Origin of the sequence: Paenibacillus sp. PastF-3, from assembly GCF_029893135.1 — a bacterium.
In the GTDB taxonomy this organism is placed as follows: Bacteria; Bacillota; Bacilli; order Paenibacillales; family Paenibacillaceae; genus Paenibacillus_AQ; species Paenibacillus_AQ nitricinens.
Window position 1 is genome coordinate 390,336 of record NZ_JARXWM010000007.1, and the last position, 15,112, is coordinate 405,447.

A 15,112-nucleotide genomic window follows, 5' to 3' on the forward strand; every position below is an offset into this window, starting at 1 on the left:
CTAACTTCCCCGATACGTACTGTATCCACCAGGAGCTACTAACAAAGGTACATGGTAGTGCTGCATGGAGCTCTCTATATGAAATCGAATAGGTATCTGTTCTAGAAAAAAAGACATCTCACGTTGAGTGTCTACTGAGCTTTCTGTTACTTCTATGCCAGCTGCTGACACTTTGGCATTGGCTCTACGATAGTAATCGCCGACCATAAACAGCAGCTCGTAACAACCAGCCTCCATCTCGGTTCCCTCCAGCAGCGGAGCATCCAGCCTCCCGTCACTGTTCGTGACTTTTTCACACAGAAGCTTGCTCATCCCATCCGTAAGCTTCCAGAGCTGAAGCGTCAGTCCTGCAGCAGGAATGCCCCGCGACAGATCCAGCACATGGGTGGTAAGCCGCCCGCTCATTACGCTGTCTCTCCGGCCAGATCTGCACGGCTGACAGAAAAGCCCTGAAAACCATAGGGTGGACGAGGTTCGGTGAAGACCCCACCTTTAGTTTCTTCAGGCTCAACAATGGTTTCCCAAGTCCGGTTATTGGACTCAAATGAAACGGTAGCCAGCTGTGGAAAACGGGACAACACGCGCAGTCCAATTTGATAAATCAACGATTGGATTGATGGACTGTTGAGCTCATGAAAAGCACTATGGGCGATATCACGAATCTGCTCCGCAGCCACATATTGACCCTGATCTCCATCCAAAGCGTGCTCCACATTAATGTAGGTCCAGTTAATATTCAGAAAAATATAAAGCGGACGGTCAAAGCTTTCTGGCAATGTCGTATATTCATCTCGGACAAATCCATAAAACGAGCTTCCGCTCACTTTTATCAGCTGTAGATCCTTCAACCGGCATCCATGAGCAACAACCTCAGTCCCACTTTCCCCACGCTTTACTGTCAGCGAAGCCGAGTAGGATTCATTATTGGAGTGCCGCAGCACTAAATGACTCTGCCTAAGCCCCTCACCCCCGGGCACCATTACCTGTTCAAAAGGTAACCGGTCTGCGGAAACCGAAACCGCGGTGACATGACTGTATCTATCGATAAAACGGCTGCTCAGAAGCTGCAGTAATCCTTCCGTTGTGCTGCCCGTGTAGTCAGCGGTATTGCGGAGAATGAAATTTTTCATAGAATCAGTAGCTACGACCATTGAATTATCCCCCTCTGAAAATGAAGGAAGAAAGGCTTCACCCGTAACGGCAAATGTAATATTATGCGCGAATATAATGTTGTCGCGGCCCGTAAAGGAAGATTCGGGAACAGGGGTAACGGCCAGCGGTTTGGCATAGGTACGATAGGTTAGAACATCGCTTTTTCCATAAAACATAGTACGTCCGTTCATTGGTTCCAGCATGGCTGACGCCCTCCCCGATTATGATGAATGAATGATTAAATCACTTAGGCGGAATTTCGTAATAAGGCCGATCTCAGAAAAAGCCTGCACCCATTCCTCCTGAGGGGAACGTTCTACCCGTGCTTCCATGGCGTTAATGATGGCATCTTTGTTCTTACCACGTACAGCTAAAATAAAAGGGAACTGAAATTTTTCTGTATATTTTCTATTCAGATCATTCAAAAGATCAAACTCTTCCCTTGTTAGCCGATCTAGTCCGGCTCCCTGCTGCTCTGATGCTGACAAAGGTGTAACCTGAAGCCTAGTCGCCAAATCTGGGTGAGCTTTTAATAGTCCCTCCATTCGGCTACGATCAGCACTCAGAACGGTTTGCATCATGGTACTATGCAAATGCTCTATAGAATGGAACGGGATCTGCTTATAAACCTCCTCTGCTACCCACGGTGAATGTTCAAAAATGCCGCCCAGATGCTTCACAAAATCCGTTATCCTCATGACATTTATCTCTTCCAGCGTATACCTGTATTCAGAAACGACCATCCACTCCACCTCCTATAGCTTTATTGACAGCTCGCAAAATGCCTCCGTATCCTGTACAGCGACAAATGTTACCCGATAAAGCTTCCTCTACTTCAGCCTGAGTAGGATGCGGATTCTCATCCAGCAGGGCAACCACCGAGATGACCATCCCTGGCGTACAATAACCGCATTGGAACCCGCCTTCTTCTAAAAAAGCACACTGAACGGGATGCAGCCCCGCCTCACTAAGACCCTCAATTGTTGTAATTTCGGCACCTGAGCATTGATAGGCCATCATCAGACATGAATTCACCGGATGTCCATCGACCAGCACCATACAGGCTCCGCAACGGCCAATCTCGCAAGAGCGCTTCGTTCCGGTCAGCTCCAAATCTTCACGTATAACATTTAAGAGCCTACGGGAGGGTGGAATCTCCGTGGATATCGCTTTACCATTGAGGCTGCACTTGAAGGTGAACCTCTCTTCTGTAAAAGCTTCCTCAGACGATGCGGGGTTAGGGTCCTCTTCATTTAGATTTGAAATGGGATTATAGCTCGGCATGGATATTCACCGCCTTTTGTGGAATAAACGGCGTAGATTGCAGCCATTCGGGATCAATGGGCAGCTTAGTTACCCGTTTCCCTACTGCCTGAAATATGGCTGATGCGACTGCCGGAGCTAAATTGACGGAACCCACCTCTCCAATGCCGCGAGGACCATACGTATCATGATCTGGCAAATCCTCTATCGGCTGCACCTGAATGCTTCCGTTCATGTCGGCAATGGTCGGCACCAAATAAGTGTCTAGATTTTTGGTGACATAGCTACCGCCTGACATTACAGCATCCTCTGACAAGGTGAAGCCCACCGCCATACTACTGCCACCTTCGATCTGCCCGAGATACCCTTGCGGATTAGCCACCGGCCCCGCAGCTACCGCATGATATTGGTCCAACACACGGACACGTCCTGTAAGCAGATTAACTTCCACGCGCACTGCGATAGCCGAATAGGTGTATAGGAAATGTGCTCCCACTCTTTTAAAAGTTGTGGTTGGATAAGTAAACTTTGTATTACAGACAATGGGTTCTGAAATTCGCTGTGCCAGGTCCTTGTAAGTCAGAAGCAGACCGCCGTCTTTTAGCCAAATGCCGCCAGGACCGAGCTTCATTTCATAGTCATCCAGCCCCGGCTTTATCGTAGCAGCTGTCTGCAACACTCGAGCCGTGAAGTCTGGACGTAGCCGTTTTAGGGCCATCCACATCATGCTTGTCGAACGTGAAGCTGTACTTGATCCGCTATCGGGCACGACGTCCGTATCGCCAATGACGATACTTAGATCCTCTGCTGCGAAGCCAAACTGTTCAATCAGCATTTGTTCCATGGTCGCGATTAAGCCCTGCCCAAACTCCTCGTAACCAAACACCGCCTCAATCTTGCCCTCTAGCGTCAGAGACAGCCGGCCACCCGCGGGATCCGGAATGCCATAACCAAGTCCTGCACCATGCATAGCGATTGCAGCACCCGTTCCGGTGACGATCCATGGTTCCACAAAGCCTAAGCTGCTGTCTGTAGAAGATACCTTAGTCATTAGAGGCGAGTCCGCCAATGCTTTCCACACCTGAAAGGCTCCATCGGTCTGAGCAACTTCCTGACCCAGGGGCCCCAGATCTCCATATTTACGCAAATTGCGGCGGCGCATTTCCCACGGATCGATCTGCAATCGCTCAGCCAAACGATCGATTTGTCCTTCCAACGCGAAAATCGCCTGATTGCCGCCAAATCCTCGAAATTCACCGGACACACCGTTATTGGTATATACAGCGAAACCTTCCACCTCTATATGATCGATGATGTAAGGGCCCATTACATGTTCTGTCGCGAAGTTGAGCACCTCCGCACCGAGCGTTGCGTAAGCCCCCGTATCCGAAATAATTCTGACCTGATGCGCCTTGATGATTCCTTCGTGATCGCAGCCAGTTTTCATGGTGATTTTCATAGGGTGACGTTTAAGTCCTGCACGGACCGATTCAGCTCTCGAATTATGCAGTCTTACCGGACGGAGTGTCCGCAAGGCGAGCAGCGCACCATACGGTTGTACATTCAGCTCGTCTTTTCCTCCAAAGGACCCGCCGATCGGACTCGAGATGACTCGAATATCTTCTTGAGGAATAGCCAGAATTCTGGATAGCTGCATGCGATCCATTAACCCATGTTGTGTAGCTGAATACACGGTAAGCCGTCCGTTATCTTCGGGGATAAACAATCCGCCCTCAGTCTCCATATAGGTATGCATTTGGCGAGGTGTGTAGTAGGTCTCCTCCACTACGTGGCAGCAATCCTTAAATACCGCTCCCGGTTCGCCCTTGCAGTATTCCGTATGATGAAGCACGTTTCCCTCGGGATGCAGAAGAACAGCAGCTTTCTTCATGGCTTCTTCCGGATCTTCCAACAGTGGTAGAAGCACATAATCCACTTCGATAAGAGATAAGGCGTATTCCGCAATTTCGTCCGTCTCAGCCGCGACTGCCGCAATCGCATCGCCAGTGTAACGCACACGATCGCTGCAAAATACTGGTTGATGCGGCAAAGCTATGCCAAAGCCGTTAAGTCCGGGCACATCCTCATGAGTAATTACAGCGTGTACACCAGGGACTTCAATGGCCTTCTCAATGCGTATGGACAAAATACGAGCATGTGCCTGCTCACTGCGGAGCACGCGGCCAATCAACATACCTTCCGCCCTCATGTCGGTCAAATACTGCAGCTTGCCTGATACTTTGCCCTCTCCGTCGGGCCGTGTACGCCAGCGGCTCCCGCTGGATTCCTTATTCAGCAGCATTTTCCCTCTCTCCTTTCGTGGGTTATTCACCTCTTAACTCCGTATATTCATAGCCTTCCACAGCTCAGATACAACCAAATTTCCAGCACTCTTTTTCTTGTAAAGTTCTGTTGCAAAGGGATCACTATACGTCTCAAAGCTGTTCTCAACCACTTCATATAGAGAAGCCAACAGCTCCTCTGTATACCCCACGCCTTCAAGCATAACTTCAGCTCTGGTTAACCGCTGCGGCCGCCCAGAGCCCCCACCTGCTGCGATACGAACCTCGCGGAAACGATGTTCCTCATCGATCGAAGCTGAGATTGCTACCGTTACAAGTGAAGGAGTGAAAGCTTCCCTGCGGCCAACCTTGCGAAAAATTTCAAGTCTATCTGTTAATGGATTCTCTCGGCGAGCAGGTGATATGCGAAGCTCAGCCACTAGATCTGCCGCAGGTTTAATCCCACTCCAGTGATTGTTTAGCCACTCTGTCAACGGTAGTGTCGTCATAAATTTACCGTCAAAGGAGATCAACTCAGCGTCATATACCAGTAACGCGGGTAGAATATCACCGAAGCCAGAAGCGATATTGCCACCAAGCGTGGCTAGATAACGCACTGATGGAGCCGCTATGCAACGTGCGGCCTCTTGCAGCGCTGGAGCCACTGCCTGCACAAGCTCATTGCTTCGGCACTGTGAAAGTGGGACAAGAGCGCCAAGAGATAAGTGGAACTCCGTCAAAGTGATATCCGCGAGATCTGGGATTTGCCTGAGATCAATCAACTGCTTCGGCATAAGCGCCGTTCCGCTTTCCCACCCTGTTCTCAGCAGTGTCCCTCCCGCGACATATTGGGCACTTTCTCCAAGTGCTATCTTTCTCTCCCAAGCTTCGTGCAGGCTGCGGGGTTGAATTACATCAGGTAACCTTCCTTCCTCTTCCCGTAAGACCCCCATACACTCCGCCTCCTTTTTGAGTACCAGATTGCTGATGCCTCCTCATGCAGCTTGCCTTAAAACCTTTGTTCCCGAATATAAGGCACTCCGAGCGCCTCCGGTGTGCCGGATGGTTTGTTGCGGTTGCGGTACCCCAGGTACATCAGGACTAGAATGGTCACAAGGTACGGAATCATTTTGAGAAAATAGGGCGGGACTGCACTGCCCAGCAATTGAATACGGAAGCCAAGGGAATCCAATGCCCCAAAAAAGTAGGCGCAGAACAAGGCACGCAGCGGATTCCATCTGGCAAAAATCACTAGCCCTATCGCAATCCAGCCTCGGCCGGCCGTCAGTCCTTCATTCCAGGTTGGCGCGTAAGCTAATACCATATCCGCTCCGGCCATACCGATGAGGGCAGCGCCGATGATCACATAACTGTAGCGGATAAGCTGCACACGGATCCCCATCACATCTGCGGTAGCCGGACTGTCTCCGACTGCCCGCAAATGCAGGCCCCATGAAGTGCGGTGAATTAGTAGATGCAAAACAAGCACTAGCAGCAGGCTGAACCAGGTTAGGTAATCCATATTGCCGAATATTTTTCCAAGGAACGGTACATTTTCCAGCCAAGCCAGATGCAGCTTAGGGGAGGTTCCCGGCAAAGGAATGCCGCTGATCGGTTTGCCTAGATAAGCGCTCAACCCACTGCCGAACAGGGTCATCGCAAGACCGGACATGGTTTGATTCGCCCGCAGAGTCACACAGAGAAAAGAATGCAGCAATCCAAGCACAGCCGTTACAGCTACGGTAGCCAGCAGAGCCAGCAGCAGGTTTCCGGAGCGAATATACACGATACAAGTGGTGACTGCTCCCATCAGCATTAATCCTTCAGCTCCAAGCTGGATAATGCCGGCTCGTTCATTTAGAATGCCTCCCAGCGTAGCCAGCAGCAGTGGGGTCCCTGCGGATATTGCGGCGATTAATAGCTGTGTCGTAAAGTCCATCGGCTACCGTCCTCCTTTCATCTGAACCCCGCTACGGCGAATGCGGAAACGATAGATCATATCACCAGCAATCAGGAAAAACAGGATAGAGCCCTGCAGCATTTCTGATATCGATGAGGGCAGCCCGATAGTTTGAACACTATATCCGCCAACAATTAGGCCACCGAATAGAATAGAAGTAACAATTAGACCGAGTGGATTCAATTTAGCCAACCAAGCCACAATAATAGCGGTATACCCATATCCTGGAGAGATGCCCTGCATCAGCTTATGTGTAACACCTGAGACCTCAGCCATTCCAGCGATACCCGCGAGCCCCCCACTAATCAGCATGACGATAATAATATGGCGCTTGATAGGAATCCCCGCGTATCTGGCTGCAACAGGATTGGCCCCAATCAGACGGAGCTCGTAGCCCCACTTGGTGAAACGAATCATGAAGTAATAAATCACAACGGCGATAAGTCCAAATAACAGTCCGATATGAAGTCTTGTACTTCCGAGAACAGGCAGCGACTGAGCCGCAGTAAACATTGGCGATCCGGGGAAATTAAACCCTTTAGGATCTTTCCAGGGTCCGAATACCACGTAATCGAGCGCCAATAGGGCAACATAATTCAGCATTAATGAAGTGATAAGTTCATTTACTCCAAAATGCGTCCGGGGGATAGCGGTCAGCAATCCCCAAAGCGCTCCCGCCGCAATGCCAAATAGCAGCATTAAGGATAAAGACCAGAATGAAGATAAATCAGGAAAATAAATCGTGACCGCGGTAGCCGCCATAGCACCAACGGTCAGCTGACCTTCCGCTCCAATATTCCATACGGAAATGCGGTAAGCTACCGCAATCCCAAGCCCACACAGGAGTAAGGGGATCGCCTTAACCATCGTTTCTGTAAGGCCATACGTAGTGCCAAATGCACCACGGAACATTTTCTCGTAGACCAGTACCGGATTCATCCCATTCGCTGCGATAAATAAGGCACACAGCAATAACGCTAGAATGATAGATACAATAGGAGTCCACCAAGGAGAACGGACGCGGCTGGCATCATATTCCACACGTAGAGAGAACCGTTTGCCGGAGTGAGTTGGGATAGGTTCAAGTACAGCTGCTGCGGTATTTCTTCCATTCTCCAGGCTCATACGGCGCTCTCCTCTCTGTTATGAATACCAGCCATCAATAAACCAATGCGCTCCCGATTCGCTTCCCCATGTGTACTTTCACCAATAATGGAGCCGTTGTAGATTACTAGAATCCGGTCAGACAACTGAAGCAATTCATCTAAATCCTCCGAAATTAACAGCACGCCACTACCTGAACCACGCAGCTCCATAAGAAGGTCGTGAACACCAGCCGTAGCACCTACATCCAGCCCTTGCGTTGGATGAACAGCGACCATCAGCTTCGGCCGATGGCTGATCTCACGTGCAAACAGCAGCTTCTGCTGATTACCACCTGACAATTGCTGAACTGGTGTATCCATCTCAGGTGTTTTGACGTTAAAGCGCTGGACCAGCTCCTCTGACCACGAACGGTTCTTCGCAGACTTCAGGAAACCGAATTTGGAGTGCTCCTCTGAGCGGTAAGACTTAAACAAAAGATTATCCACCGATCCGAGGCGTCCAGCTAAACCGCTCTTCATCCGATTCTCCGGCACGTGGGAGATTCCTGAATCAATTGCCCCTCTAACCGAAGCCGATTTCACCGTCTTTCCATCAAACGTGATTTCACCACTTTTCCAGCTCCTAAGACCTGTTAACACTTCGGCCAGTTCCTTTTGCCCATTGCCAGCTACCCCAGCTACGCCTACAATCTCTCCTTTGCATACGTTCAGTGAGAAGTGATCCAATGCTTTTCGCCCGTGATCGGCAAATACGTCCACATCTTTCACTTCTAATAAAGAATCCCCTTCAAAGGCTTCCCGCTCTTGACGGGTGATGGTTATTTCCTTGCCCACCATCAGACGAGCCAGCTCTAACTCATCTGTATCTGCCGTAGTCAGCGTGGTGATCATTTTTCCTTTGCGCATGACGGAAATCCGATCGGAGGACGCCATAACCTCTTTCATTTTATGAGTCGTCATAATGACCGTCTTTCCTGCCTGCTTCATGACCCGCAGTGTTTCAAATAGCTGTTCCACCTCTCCCGGGGTCAGTACAGAGGTTGGTTCATCCAGAATAATAATGTCAGCCCCGCGATACAGCGTCTTAACGATTTCAACACGCTGCTGCTCACCCACGGACAACTGCCAGATCGGGCGATCCACCGGGAAATTCAGTCCAAACCTTTTCGCTAATGCCTCGATCTCCTTGTGTTTGTTCTTCATCCACTTACGGCCGCGCCAGAAAGACGACTTTTCGCCAAGCACGATATTTTCTGCTGCTGTGAGGCTTTGCACCAGCCTAAAGTTCTGAAACACCATACCTACACCTAGCTGCGCAGCATCTTTAGGAGAACGGATCTGAGCACCTTTCCCATGAATGAAGATTTCTCCTTCGTCTGCTCTATACACCCCTGACAGCATGCTCATCACCGTACTTTTACCTGCCCCATTCTCACCAAGCAGCGCATGAATCTCACCCGCATTTGCCGAAAAGTCTACTTGATCACTGGCGGTTACCGAGCCAAATTTTTTCACAATCCCCCGCATTTCAACTGAAGTTCCACGCATGGCCTGTGCCCCTCCTTCCTTCAAGTTGTAGTACGGGTGGGGAAGTTTCCGCTTAACGGAACCCGCCCCACCCATAGATTGTGCACATTTTATTCCCTATTTTTAAACATTATTGAGGGATGGTTCCTTCCACACCTTTTACGAGCCAGTTCATGCCCAGCACTTCCTCCAAGGTCAGCTTCTGACCCTCCTGAACCTTCACATTCCCTTGATTATCTGAGATCGGACCTGTGAAAACCTCAAGCTCACCGCTGATAATTTTGGCTTTGGCGTCTTCGACAAGCTTTTTCACATCCTCTGGAATCTTGTTCCCGAAAGGAGCCAACTCCACCATACCGTCAGCCATATCACCGGAATATTGCTCGCTCTTCCATGTTCCATCTATAACTGCCTGCACAGCTTTTACGTAATAAGGACCCCAGTTCCATACTGGATTCGTTAAATAATTATCCGGGGCGTATTTGCTCATATCCGAGTCATTTCCCCCGGCAAAAGCGCCCCGTTCAGCAGCAGCCTGCAGTGTAGCAGGGGAATCCTGATAAGCCAAAAGCACATCCGCCCCTTTATCCAGCAAACTGATTGCCGCTTGGCGTTCAGTCGTCGGGTCATACCATGTATTCGTCCAAACCACATTCACTTTCACATCCGGATTGACACTTTGTGCGCCAAGGGTATATGCATTCAAGTTATAAATTACTTCACTGATCGGAAAAGCACCGACATAACCCAGCTGATTGTTTTTGGTCATTTTTCCAGCCGCAATACCGCTCAAATAACTGGCTTGATAATTCTTCCCGAAGTAGGTCCCCATGTTCTCTGCGGTTTTATAACCAGAAGCATGCATGAACTTCACATTGGGAAATTTGCCTGCTACATTCAAAGTAAAATCCATATATCCGAAGCTCGTTGTAAACACGATGTCGTGTGATTGCGCAAGCTCTGTAATGATTCGTTCCGCATCGGCACTTTCAGGAACATTTTCTACAAAGTCAGCTTTAATTCCAAGCTCCTTCTCCAGATACAGCCGCCCTTGATCATGTTGATACGTATAGCCGCCATCCCCTGGAGGACCGATATACACAAAAGCAACCGCCGGTTTCTTTGCAGCCGGTTCTGTTGTTGCAGTTGCATCTGTTGCCGCTGTAGTTGTCGCTGGTGCCTCCGTTGCATTTGTAGAAGTATTATTGCTGCCACACCCCACCAAAGCCACCGTCATCAGAACTATTAATGCAAGACAAGATGTTATGAACTGACCCCTTTTTATCATAATTCTCCTCCTCCAAATCATCTCTCATCATGGCTGCAACCATTAATGTACTTCTACTATACTTAGAGGTGGTCTTTGCGTAAATTTATATAACATACGTTTGTGTTAGATGATAAGAATTAGAGCTTTTTTTGTGTGGTATGCACTAACTGGTTTTTCAAAGGTGAGATCCGTGTCATATTATATGACTAAAGGCGAAAAAAGAACACTTACTCAGATCACTTTTCGATTACATTTCTATTTTTCGTTCCTCAGTATCCATTGCTCCTGAATCTCACCAAAATCCTCTTCTGTATCTGCATCCATGAAATAGTGGGTGGATTCAGACTCCAGAACGATTCCCTTATAATCAGGCGAACGCAAAATCGCTGCCGCTCCGCGATCCCCATCCAATCCCTGTAGTACTGGAAACAACGTCTTCGAAAATAAAGCCGGTGGCATAGCTGACCCATTGCTGACACTAGCCACATAATCCATGTCCGGTGATTGTTCAAACGTTTGTATTAAACGATTCACTAATGCCGTAGTAATAAATGGCTGATCCGCAAGCGCCACAACTACTGCATCGGGCTGCAAAGGCAATACCGCATTAAGACCGCAGCGCAGTGAAAAAGACAATCCTAGATGTGCGGTTAAGCAAGTTTCGGTACGTCTGGATCCTTGCGGTTCAATCGCGGGTGGCAGCCATTCCAAGTTGTCATCCGCACGCACTACCACGATTAGCGGTTCTAGATTGCAACGATCCAATTCACTAAGCGCGACGCTCCCGAGTGAGACCTCCTGCGACAATTTCAGTGAAACCTTGGACACGCCCATCCGCCTGCTCTGCCCCGCTGCCAAATATATTCCTGCTACCTTCAATACTCTCCACTCCTTTGGGCAGTTCTCGTGAGCCCGCCCTTCTAATTTGAATAATTTCAGCTATAATACTGACCGCAATTTCCTCCGGACCTTCTCCACCAATGGGCAACCCTACAGGCGCATGCAAAGATGCAGGAGCCTCAAGCTCTTCCAGTAAAAGAGATATCCGCACCTTCGACCCGATAATCCCTATATATAAAGGAGCAAGCGGAATCACACTCTCCAGGAACTGTCTATCTCTCCCAAGCTGATGACTGCAAATCAATACATAATCCTCCTGAGCTATGCCCAATCGCTGAACAACCTCCATAGGGGAACAAATTACCTGTTCAGCTCGAGGAAACTTATTGTGCAAGCTTCCTTCGCGCCAATCCGCAACCGCAACCCGAAAGCCAACGTTGTCGGCAAGCTCCGCAATCGGAACCACATCACGCCCCCCGCCAAAAATCACAAGCCGCGGTTTGGGCACGAAAGACGTATCGAATGCTGTCAATTCTGCTGGAGCGGCCATAAAGTGACCTGTCGCTAGGTTTTCTTTTGCCGAGGGGGATAATTTTGGACGGTTCTTGTTCTGCGATAGCGAAGTATCCGGCTCCAGCTTATAGGCAAAACCTTTCTCCACTGCTTCGCGGAACAGAACTAGATTCTCTCCCCTAGCCAATCTGTCACTCGCCTGCACTAAAAGCTTGTAGAGCTGACCCTGCACGGGTTCAAGCACCACTTTAATTTTGCCCCCGCACCCGACAGTTTCACCCCAGGACAAATCATCCGGAGACAACATATTGTATTCCACAATTTCGGGCAGCCCTCGTTCCCATATTCCAGAGGTACGTAGCTGCAGATCGCTTTCCAGACAACCTGGACTCAGACTTCCAATCGTGCCCCCTTCAAAAAACAGCATCACTGCCCCGGGTTTACGATACGAATGCCCCTCCACTTCTATCAGCGTCGCCAGCACCGCAGGTGCCTTATGGGTTTGAATATGCATTGCGATCTCATGTGTATTCACGAGGTTCCCCTCCTCCGTGTTTGCATTTCAACCCAGTCCTTAGTCCCGCCCAAGCATTCTCCGAAACATGAACACTAGCTTCAGCCTCATTAGATCATTTATTTTTTTAAAATCGACGTCCAGGAGCTCACTAAGCTTCTCGATTCGGTAGGTAGCCGTGTTCCGATGAATAAACAGCTTTTTGGCTGTCTCATTGACATGCCCATCGTTCTCTAGATAAACCTCCAGCGTCCGCAGCATTTCTCGTACATACTCCGGCTCACGGCTAAGCAGTCCTCTAAGCGTTCCGTTGCAATATTTCTCCATGACCTCTGTCGGGATTTGCCCAAGAAGCAAGGAAAGCTCAAGCTGCCGATAATGTACAACATTCCCATGCACTCCCTCAAACTGAAGCATCCCCATACATTCCTTCACCTCCGCAAAAGCCTCCTTCAGCCCATCCGGCTTCACTTTATAACTACTTATCGCAGCTCGTGGATAATCCCCCTTGTCAAACTTCAGGTTGTCAAAACAAGCCTGAATTACATCCCGAAATTGCTCAGGACTCTGAAGTGTTGCCGGATAGATGGACAATAATCCTTGGTCTACAATCACATGAATGGCCGTTGATTCCCGCAATACGGGGTGTTCAGTGTATTCTTCTTTTAATCTAAGCAGCTCACTTTGGCGGTCTTCAACAGTCGCAACAATATCAGTTAATACCAGTTGAAATGGCGACTGAAGCAGTTCAATTTCCAATTCGAGCGTAGCCTGTGCTAAATCGGCGTAAGATAAGTTACCATTTATACAACGTCTCAGCAATCCACTGAATTCCCTATGTTCTGCCTGTTCAAAATAATCCTCGTATCCTGAATGAATATGATAAGAAATAAGTTCAGCGCCCTGAACGAACAAGCTCTCTTCCACCGGGAGCAATAATGGGTCGATGGAACAATACAATAAATAGCCCGAACACTTTTCTCCTTGCATTAGTGGTGTTCGATAACCCGTACGAGCTTCTACACGAAAACGTTGATTACGCTTCTGCCAGGGCCAACCCTCCAGTAGCTGTGACGTCTGATATTCAGAATTGTTATAAATTACATCCCCGCGTGCGCTAACCACTACAAGTGAATGGCCAATCACTTCAGACACCGAGTCAAACAGTGGACGGCTGCGGACAGATCGCAGGGCAAATTGCATCAGCTTTTTCTGCTTCTCCATTATGCCCTGCAAAACATGAGTACTCCGGCTAAGCTCGGCGCGAAACAGGCCATTCATTTGATCCGAAAAAGTGAACTGGAACGGCAATTGGATTAAGGGGAAGCTAAGGTTCTCCGCTTCTGCGATTAGCTTCTCCGGTACTTCATCCCAAAATCGTCCCAGCTTAATACCCAAGGCCGACGAGCCCCTTCGATTCAGTGTTTGCAGCAAAGCAGAGGCATCCTCCAGATTATCCTTGATTAAATAGGCTGTCGTTAGCAGCATCTCGCCTTCTTTGATCCAATCCGAAATATCAGGTGCGTCCATCACATTAATCGATTTCACAATTCGATGTTTCCCCTTGGACCCCGCGATAAGCTTCGCCTCGGACAAAGGATAAATGGACAACGCTTCTTCAACCGTAAGATGCATGCCATCCCTCCTTTTTAGGATCAATAGAACCATTTCTGATTTATAATGTTATTTTATGTAACATTATAATTAAAATGAACCTCCTTGGATAGAGTAAAATTAAAATTTAATGATAATTATGTTAGTTAATATTACATTAAATATATGTATCTGATGAATCATTAAACTTTAGTTCACATCACTTGTGTTAGAGGTATAATTAGATCGGACAACATTAGGATGGATTTGGAGGGGATCTTTTGAGTAAAAAGCAAGTATTTACGGGTTCACCCTGGGAGTCGGTGGTTGGATATTCTCGCGCCATCCGAATCGGCAATCGTATCGAAGTCGCAGGAACAACAGCCATGCAAGACGGGGAAGTAGTGGGTGTAGGTGATCCATACGCGCAGACGAAATTCATTCTACATACCATCGAAAAAGCGCTAAACCAGCTAGATGCTGATTTGTCGCATGTAATTAGAACAAGAATGTTCGTGACAGACATCTCACGCTGGGAAGAAGTCGGCAAAGCACACGGCGAATTCTTCAAAGATATTCAGCCTGTAGCAACCATGGTAGAGGTAAAGGCGCTTATTGATCCACTATTGTTAGTAGAAATAGAAGTCGAAGCATTCGTAGAATAGAGCTCGGACGGGGCATGGCACCTTCTTCATGGAAGGTGCTTTGTTTGCGTGTTCAGAGTGAACCGCGAGCGTGTCATAGCTGACCTTTGTGGCGTGGGGCATTTTTGCCCCTCTTTCCTGCAATATGAGCCAATTTTTCGAATTCTACGGGATTTATACCGTTATTTTGAGCTATATGAGCCAATTTCGCGCATTCTACGGGACTTATACCGTTATTTTGAGCTATATGAGCCGATTTCACACATTTTACGGGATTTATACCGTTATTTTTCTTCACATGGAGGTGTTTAGATGGCGTAAAATAAGTTGTGTACCAGGATTTGGAGCCTAGTCAGGCAACAAAAAAGTAGGGTATTCTCGGGATTGCGAAGTCCACCAAGAAAGGAACCCTACTCGATGACTATTTTACCCGAAAACCAACTTAATA

The 15,112-nt window shown here is 48.5% G+C and carries 14 protein-coding genes; 1 reads left to right on the forward strand and 13 read right to left on the reverse strand.

Features of this window, described 5'->3' with window-relative positions; all coding sequences use genetic code 11:
- From uraH to M2444_RS16835, 13 genes are all read right to left on the reverse strand, one after another.
- Nucleotides 1-405: a hydroxyisourate hydrolase gene (uraH, locus tag M2444_RS16775; RefSeq protein ID WP_094871244.1), complete on the reverse strand. Its 405-nt coding sequence runs from the start codon at nt 403-405 to the stop codon at nt 1-3.
- Nucleotides 405-1,355: a factor-independent urate hydroxylase gene (gene pucL / locus M2444_RS16780; protein ID WP_280787519.1), complete on the reverse strand. Its 951-nt coding sequence runs from the start codon at nt 1,353-1,355 to the stop codon at nt 405-407. Before pucL ends, uraH begins: the two co-directional genes overlap by 1 nt.
- Before the next feature lie 18 nt (nt 1,356-1,373).
- Nucleotides 1,374-1,895 (reverse strand): 2-oxo-4-hydroxy-4-carboxy-5-ureidoimidazoline decarboxylase, encoded by a 522-nt coding sequence (uraD, locus tag M2444_RS16785; protein WP_094877420.1) that lies wholly within the window; start codon nt 1,893-1,895, stop codon nt 1,374-1,376.
- Nucleotides 1,882-2,436 carry a (2Fe-2S)-binding protein gene (locus tag M2444_RS16790; RefSeq protein ID WP_094877421.1) on the reverse strand — a complete coding sequence of 185 codons (555 nt, stop codon included), beginning with the start codon at nt 2,434-2,436 and terminating at the stop codon, nt 1,882-1,884. Before M2444_RS16790 ends, uraD begins: the two co-directional genes overlap by 14 nt.
- Nucleotides 2,423-4,717 carry a xanthine dehydrogenase subunit D gene (pucD, locus tag M2444_RS16795; RefSeq protein ID WP_094877422.1) on the reverse strand — a complete coding sequence of 765 codons (2,295 nt, stop codon included), beginning with the start codon at nt 4,715-4,717 and terminating at the stop codon, nt 2,423-2,425. The genes M2444_RS16790 and pucD overlap by 14 nt, the downstream gene beginning before the upstream one ends.
- A gap of 33 nt (nt 4,718-4,750) precedes the next feature.
- Nucleotides 4,751-5,650 (reverse strand): FAD binding domain-containing protein, encoded by a 900-nt coding sequence (locus M2444_RS16800; RefSeq protein ID WP_280787520.1) that lies wholly within the window; start codon nt 5,648-5,650, stop codon nt 4,751-4,753.
- Between the two features lie 56 nt (nt 5,651-5,706).
- Nucleotides 5,707-6,636, reverse strand: coding sequence for an ABC transporter permease (locus tag M2444_RS16805; protein WP_280787521.1), 930 nt, complete (start codon nt 6,634-6,636; stop codon nt 5,707-5,709).
- 3 nt (nt 6,637-6,639) lie between these two features.
- Nucleotides 6,640-7,782 (reverse strand): ABC transporter permease, encoded by a 1,143-nt coding sequence (locus M2444_RS16810; protein WP_280787522.1) that lies wholly within the window; start codon nt 7,780-7,782, stop codon nt 6,640-6,642.
- The gene (locus M2444_RS16815) at nt 7,779-9,311 is read right to left on the reverse strand and encodes an ABC transporter ATP-binding protein (RefSeq protein WP_094877426.1); all 1,533 of its coding nucleotides are present in this window, start codon (nt 9,309-9,311) and stop codon (nt 7,779-7,781) included. Before M2444_RS16815 ends, M2444_RS16810 begins: the two co-directional genes overlap by 4 nt.
- A 109-nt stretch (nt 9,312-9,420) precedes the next feature.
- Entirely contained in the window at nt 9,421-10,578 is a 1,158-nt protein-coding gene (locus M2444_RS16820; RefSeq protein ID WP_280787523.1) for a BMP family ABC transporter substrate-binding protein, read from the reverse strand.
- A 237-nt stretch (nt 10,579-10,815) separates the two neighbouring features.
- Nucleotides 10,816-11,388 carry an NTP transferase domain-containing protein gene (locus tag M2444_RS16825; protein ID WP_179283703.1) on the reverse strand — a complete coding sequence of 191 codons (573 nt, stop codon included), beginning with the start codon at nt 11,386-11,388 and terminating at the stop codon, nt 10,816-10,818.
- Complete coding sequence (locus M2444_RS16830) at nt 11,330-12,448, reverse strand: XdhC family protein (protein ID WP_280787524.1); 1,119 nt, start codon at nt 12,446-12,448, stop codon at nt 11,330-11,332. Before M2444_RS16830 ends, M2444_RS16825 begins: the two co-directional genes overlap by 59 nt.
- Nucleotides 12,449-12,487: 39 nt before the next feature.
- On the reverse strand, nt 12,488-14,062 hold the full coding sequence (locus M2444_RS16835) for a PucR family transcriptional regulator (RefSeq protein ID WP_280787525.1): 1,575 nt from the start codon (nt 14,060-14,062) through the stop codon (nt 12,488-12,490).
- 239 nt (nt 14,063-14,301) lie between these two features.
- Here M2444_RS16835 and M2444_RS16840 point away from each other — a divergent pair, with 239 nt between their 5' ends.
- Nucleotides 14,302-14,685, forward strand: a complete 384-nt coding sequence (locus M2444_RS16840; RefSeq protein WP_094871269.1) for a RidA family protein — start codon at nt 14,302-14,304, stop codon at nt 14,683-14,685.
- Nucleotides 14,686-15,112: the final 427 nt, after the last annotated feature.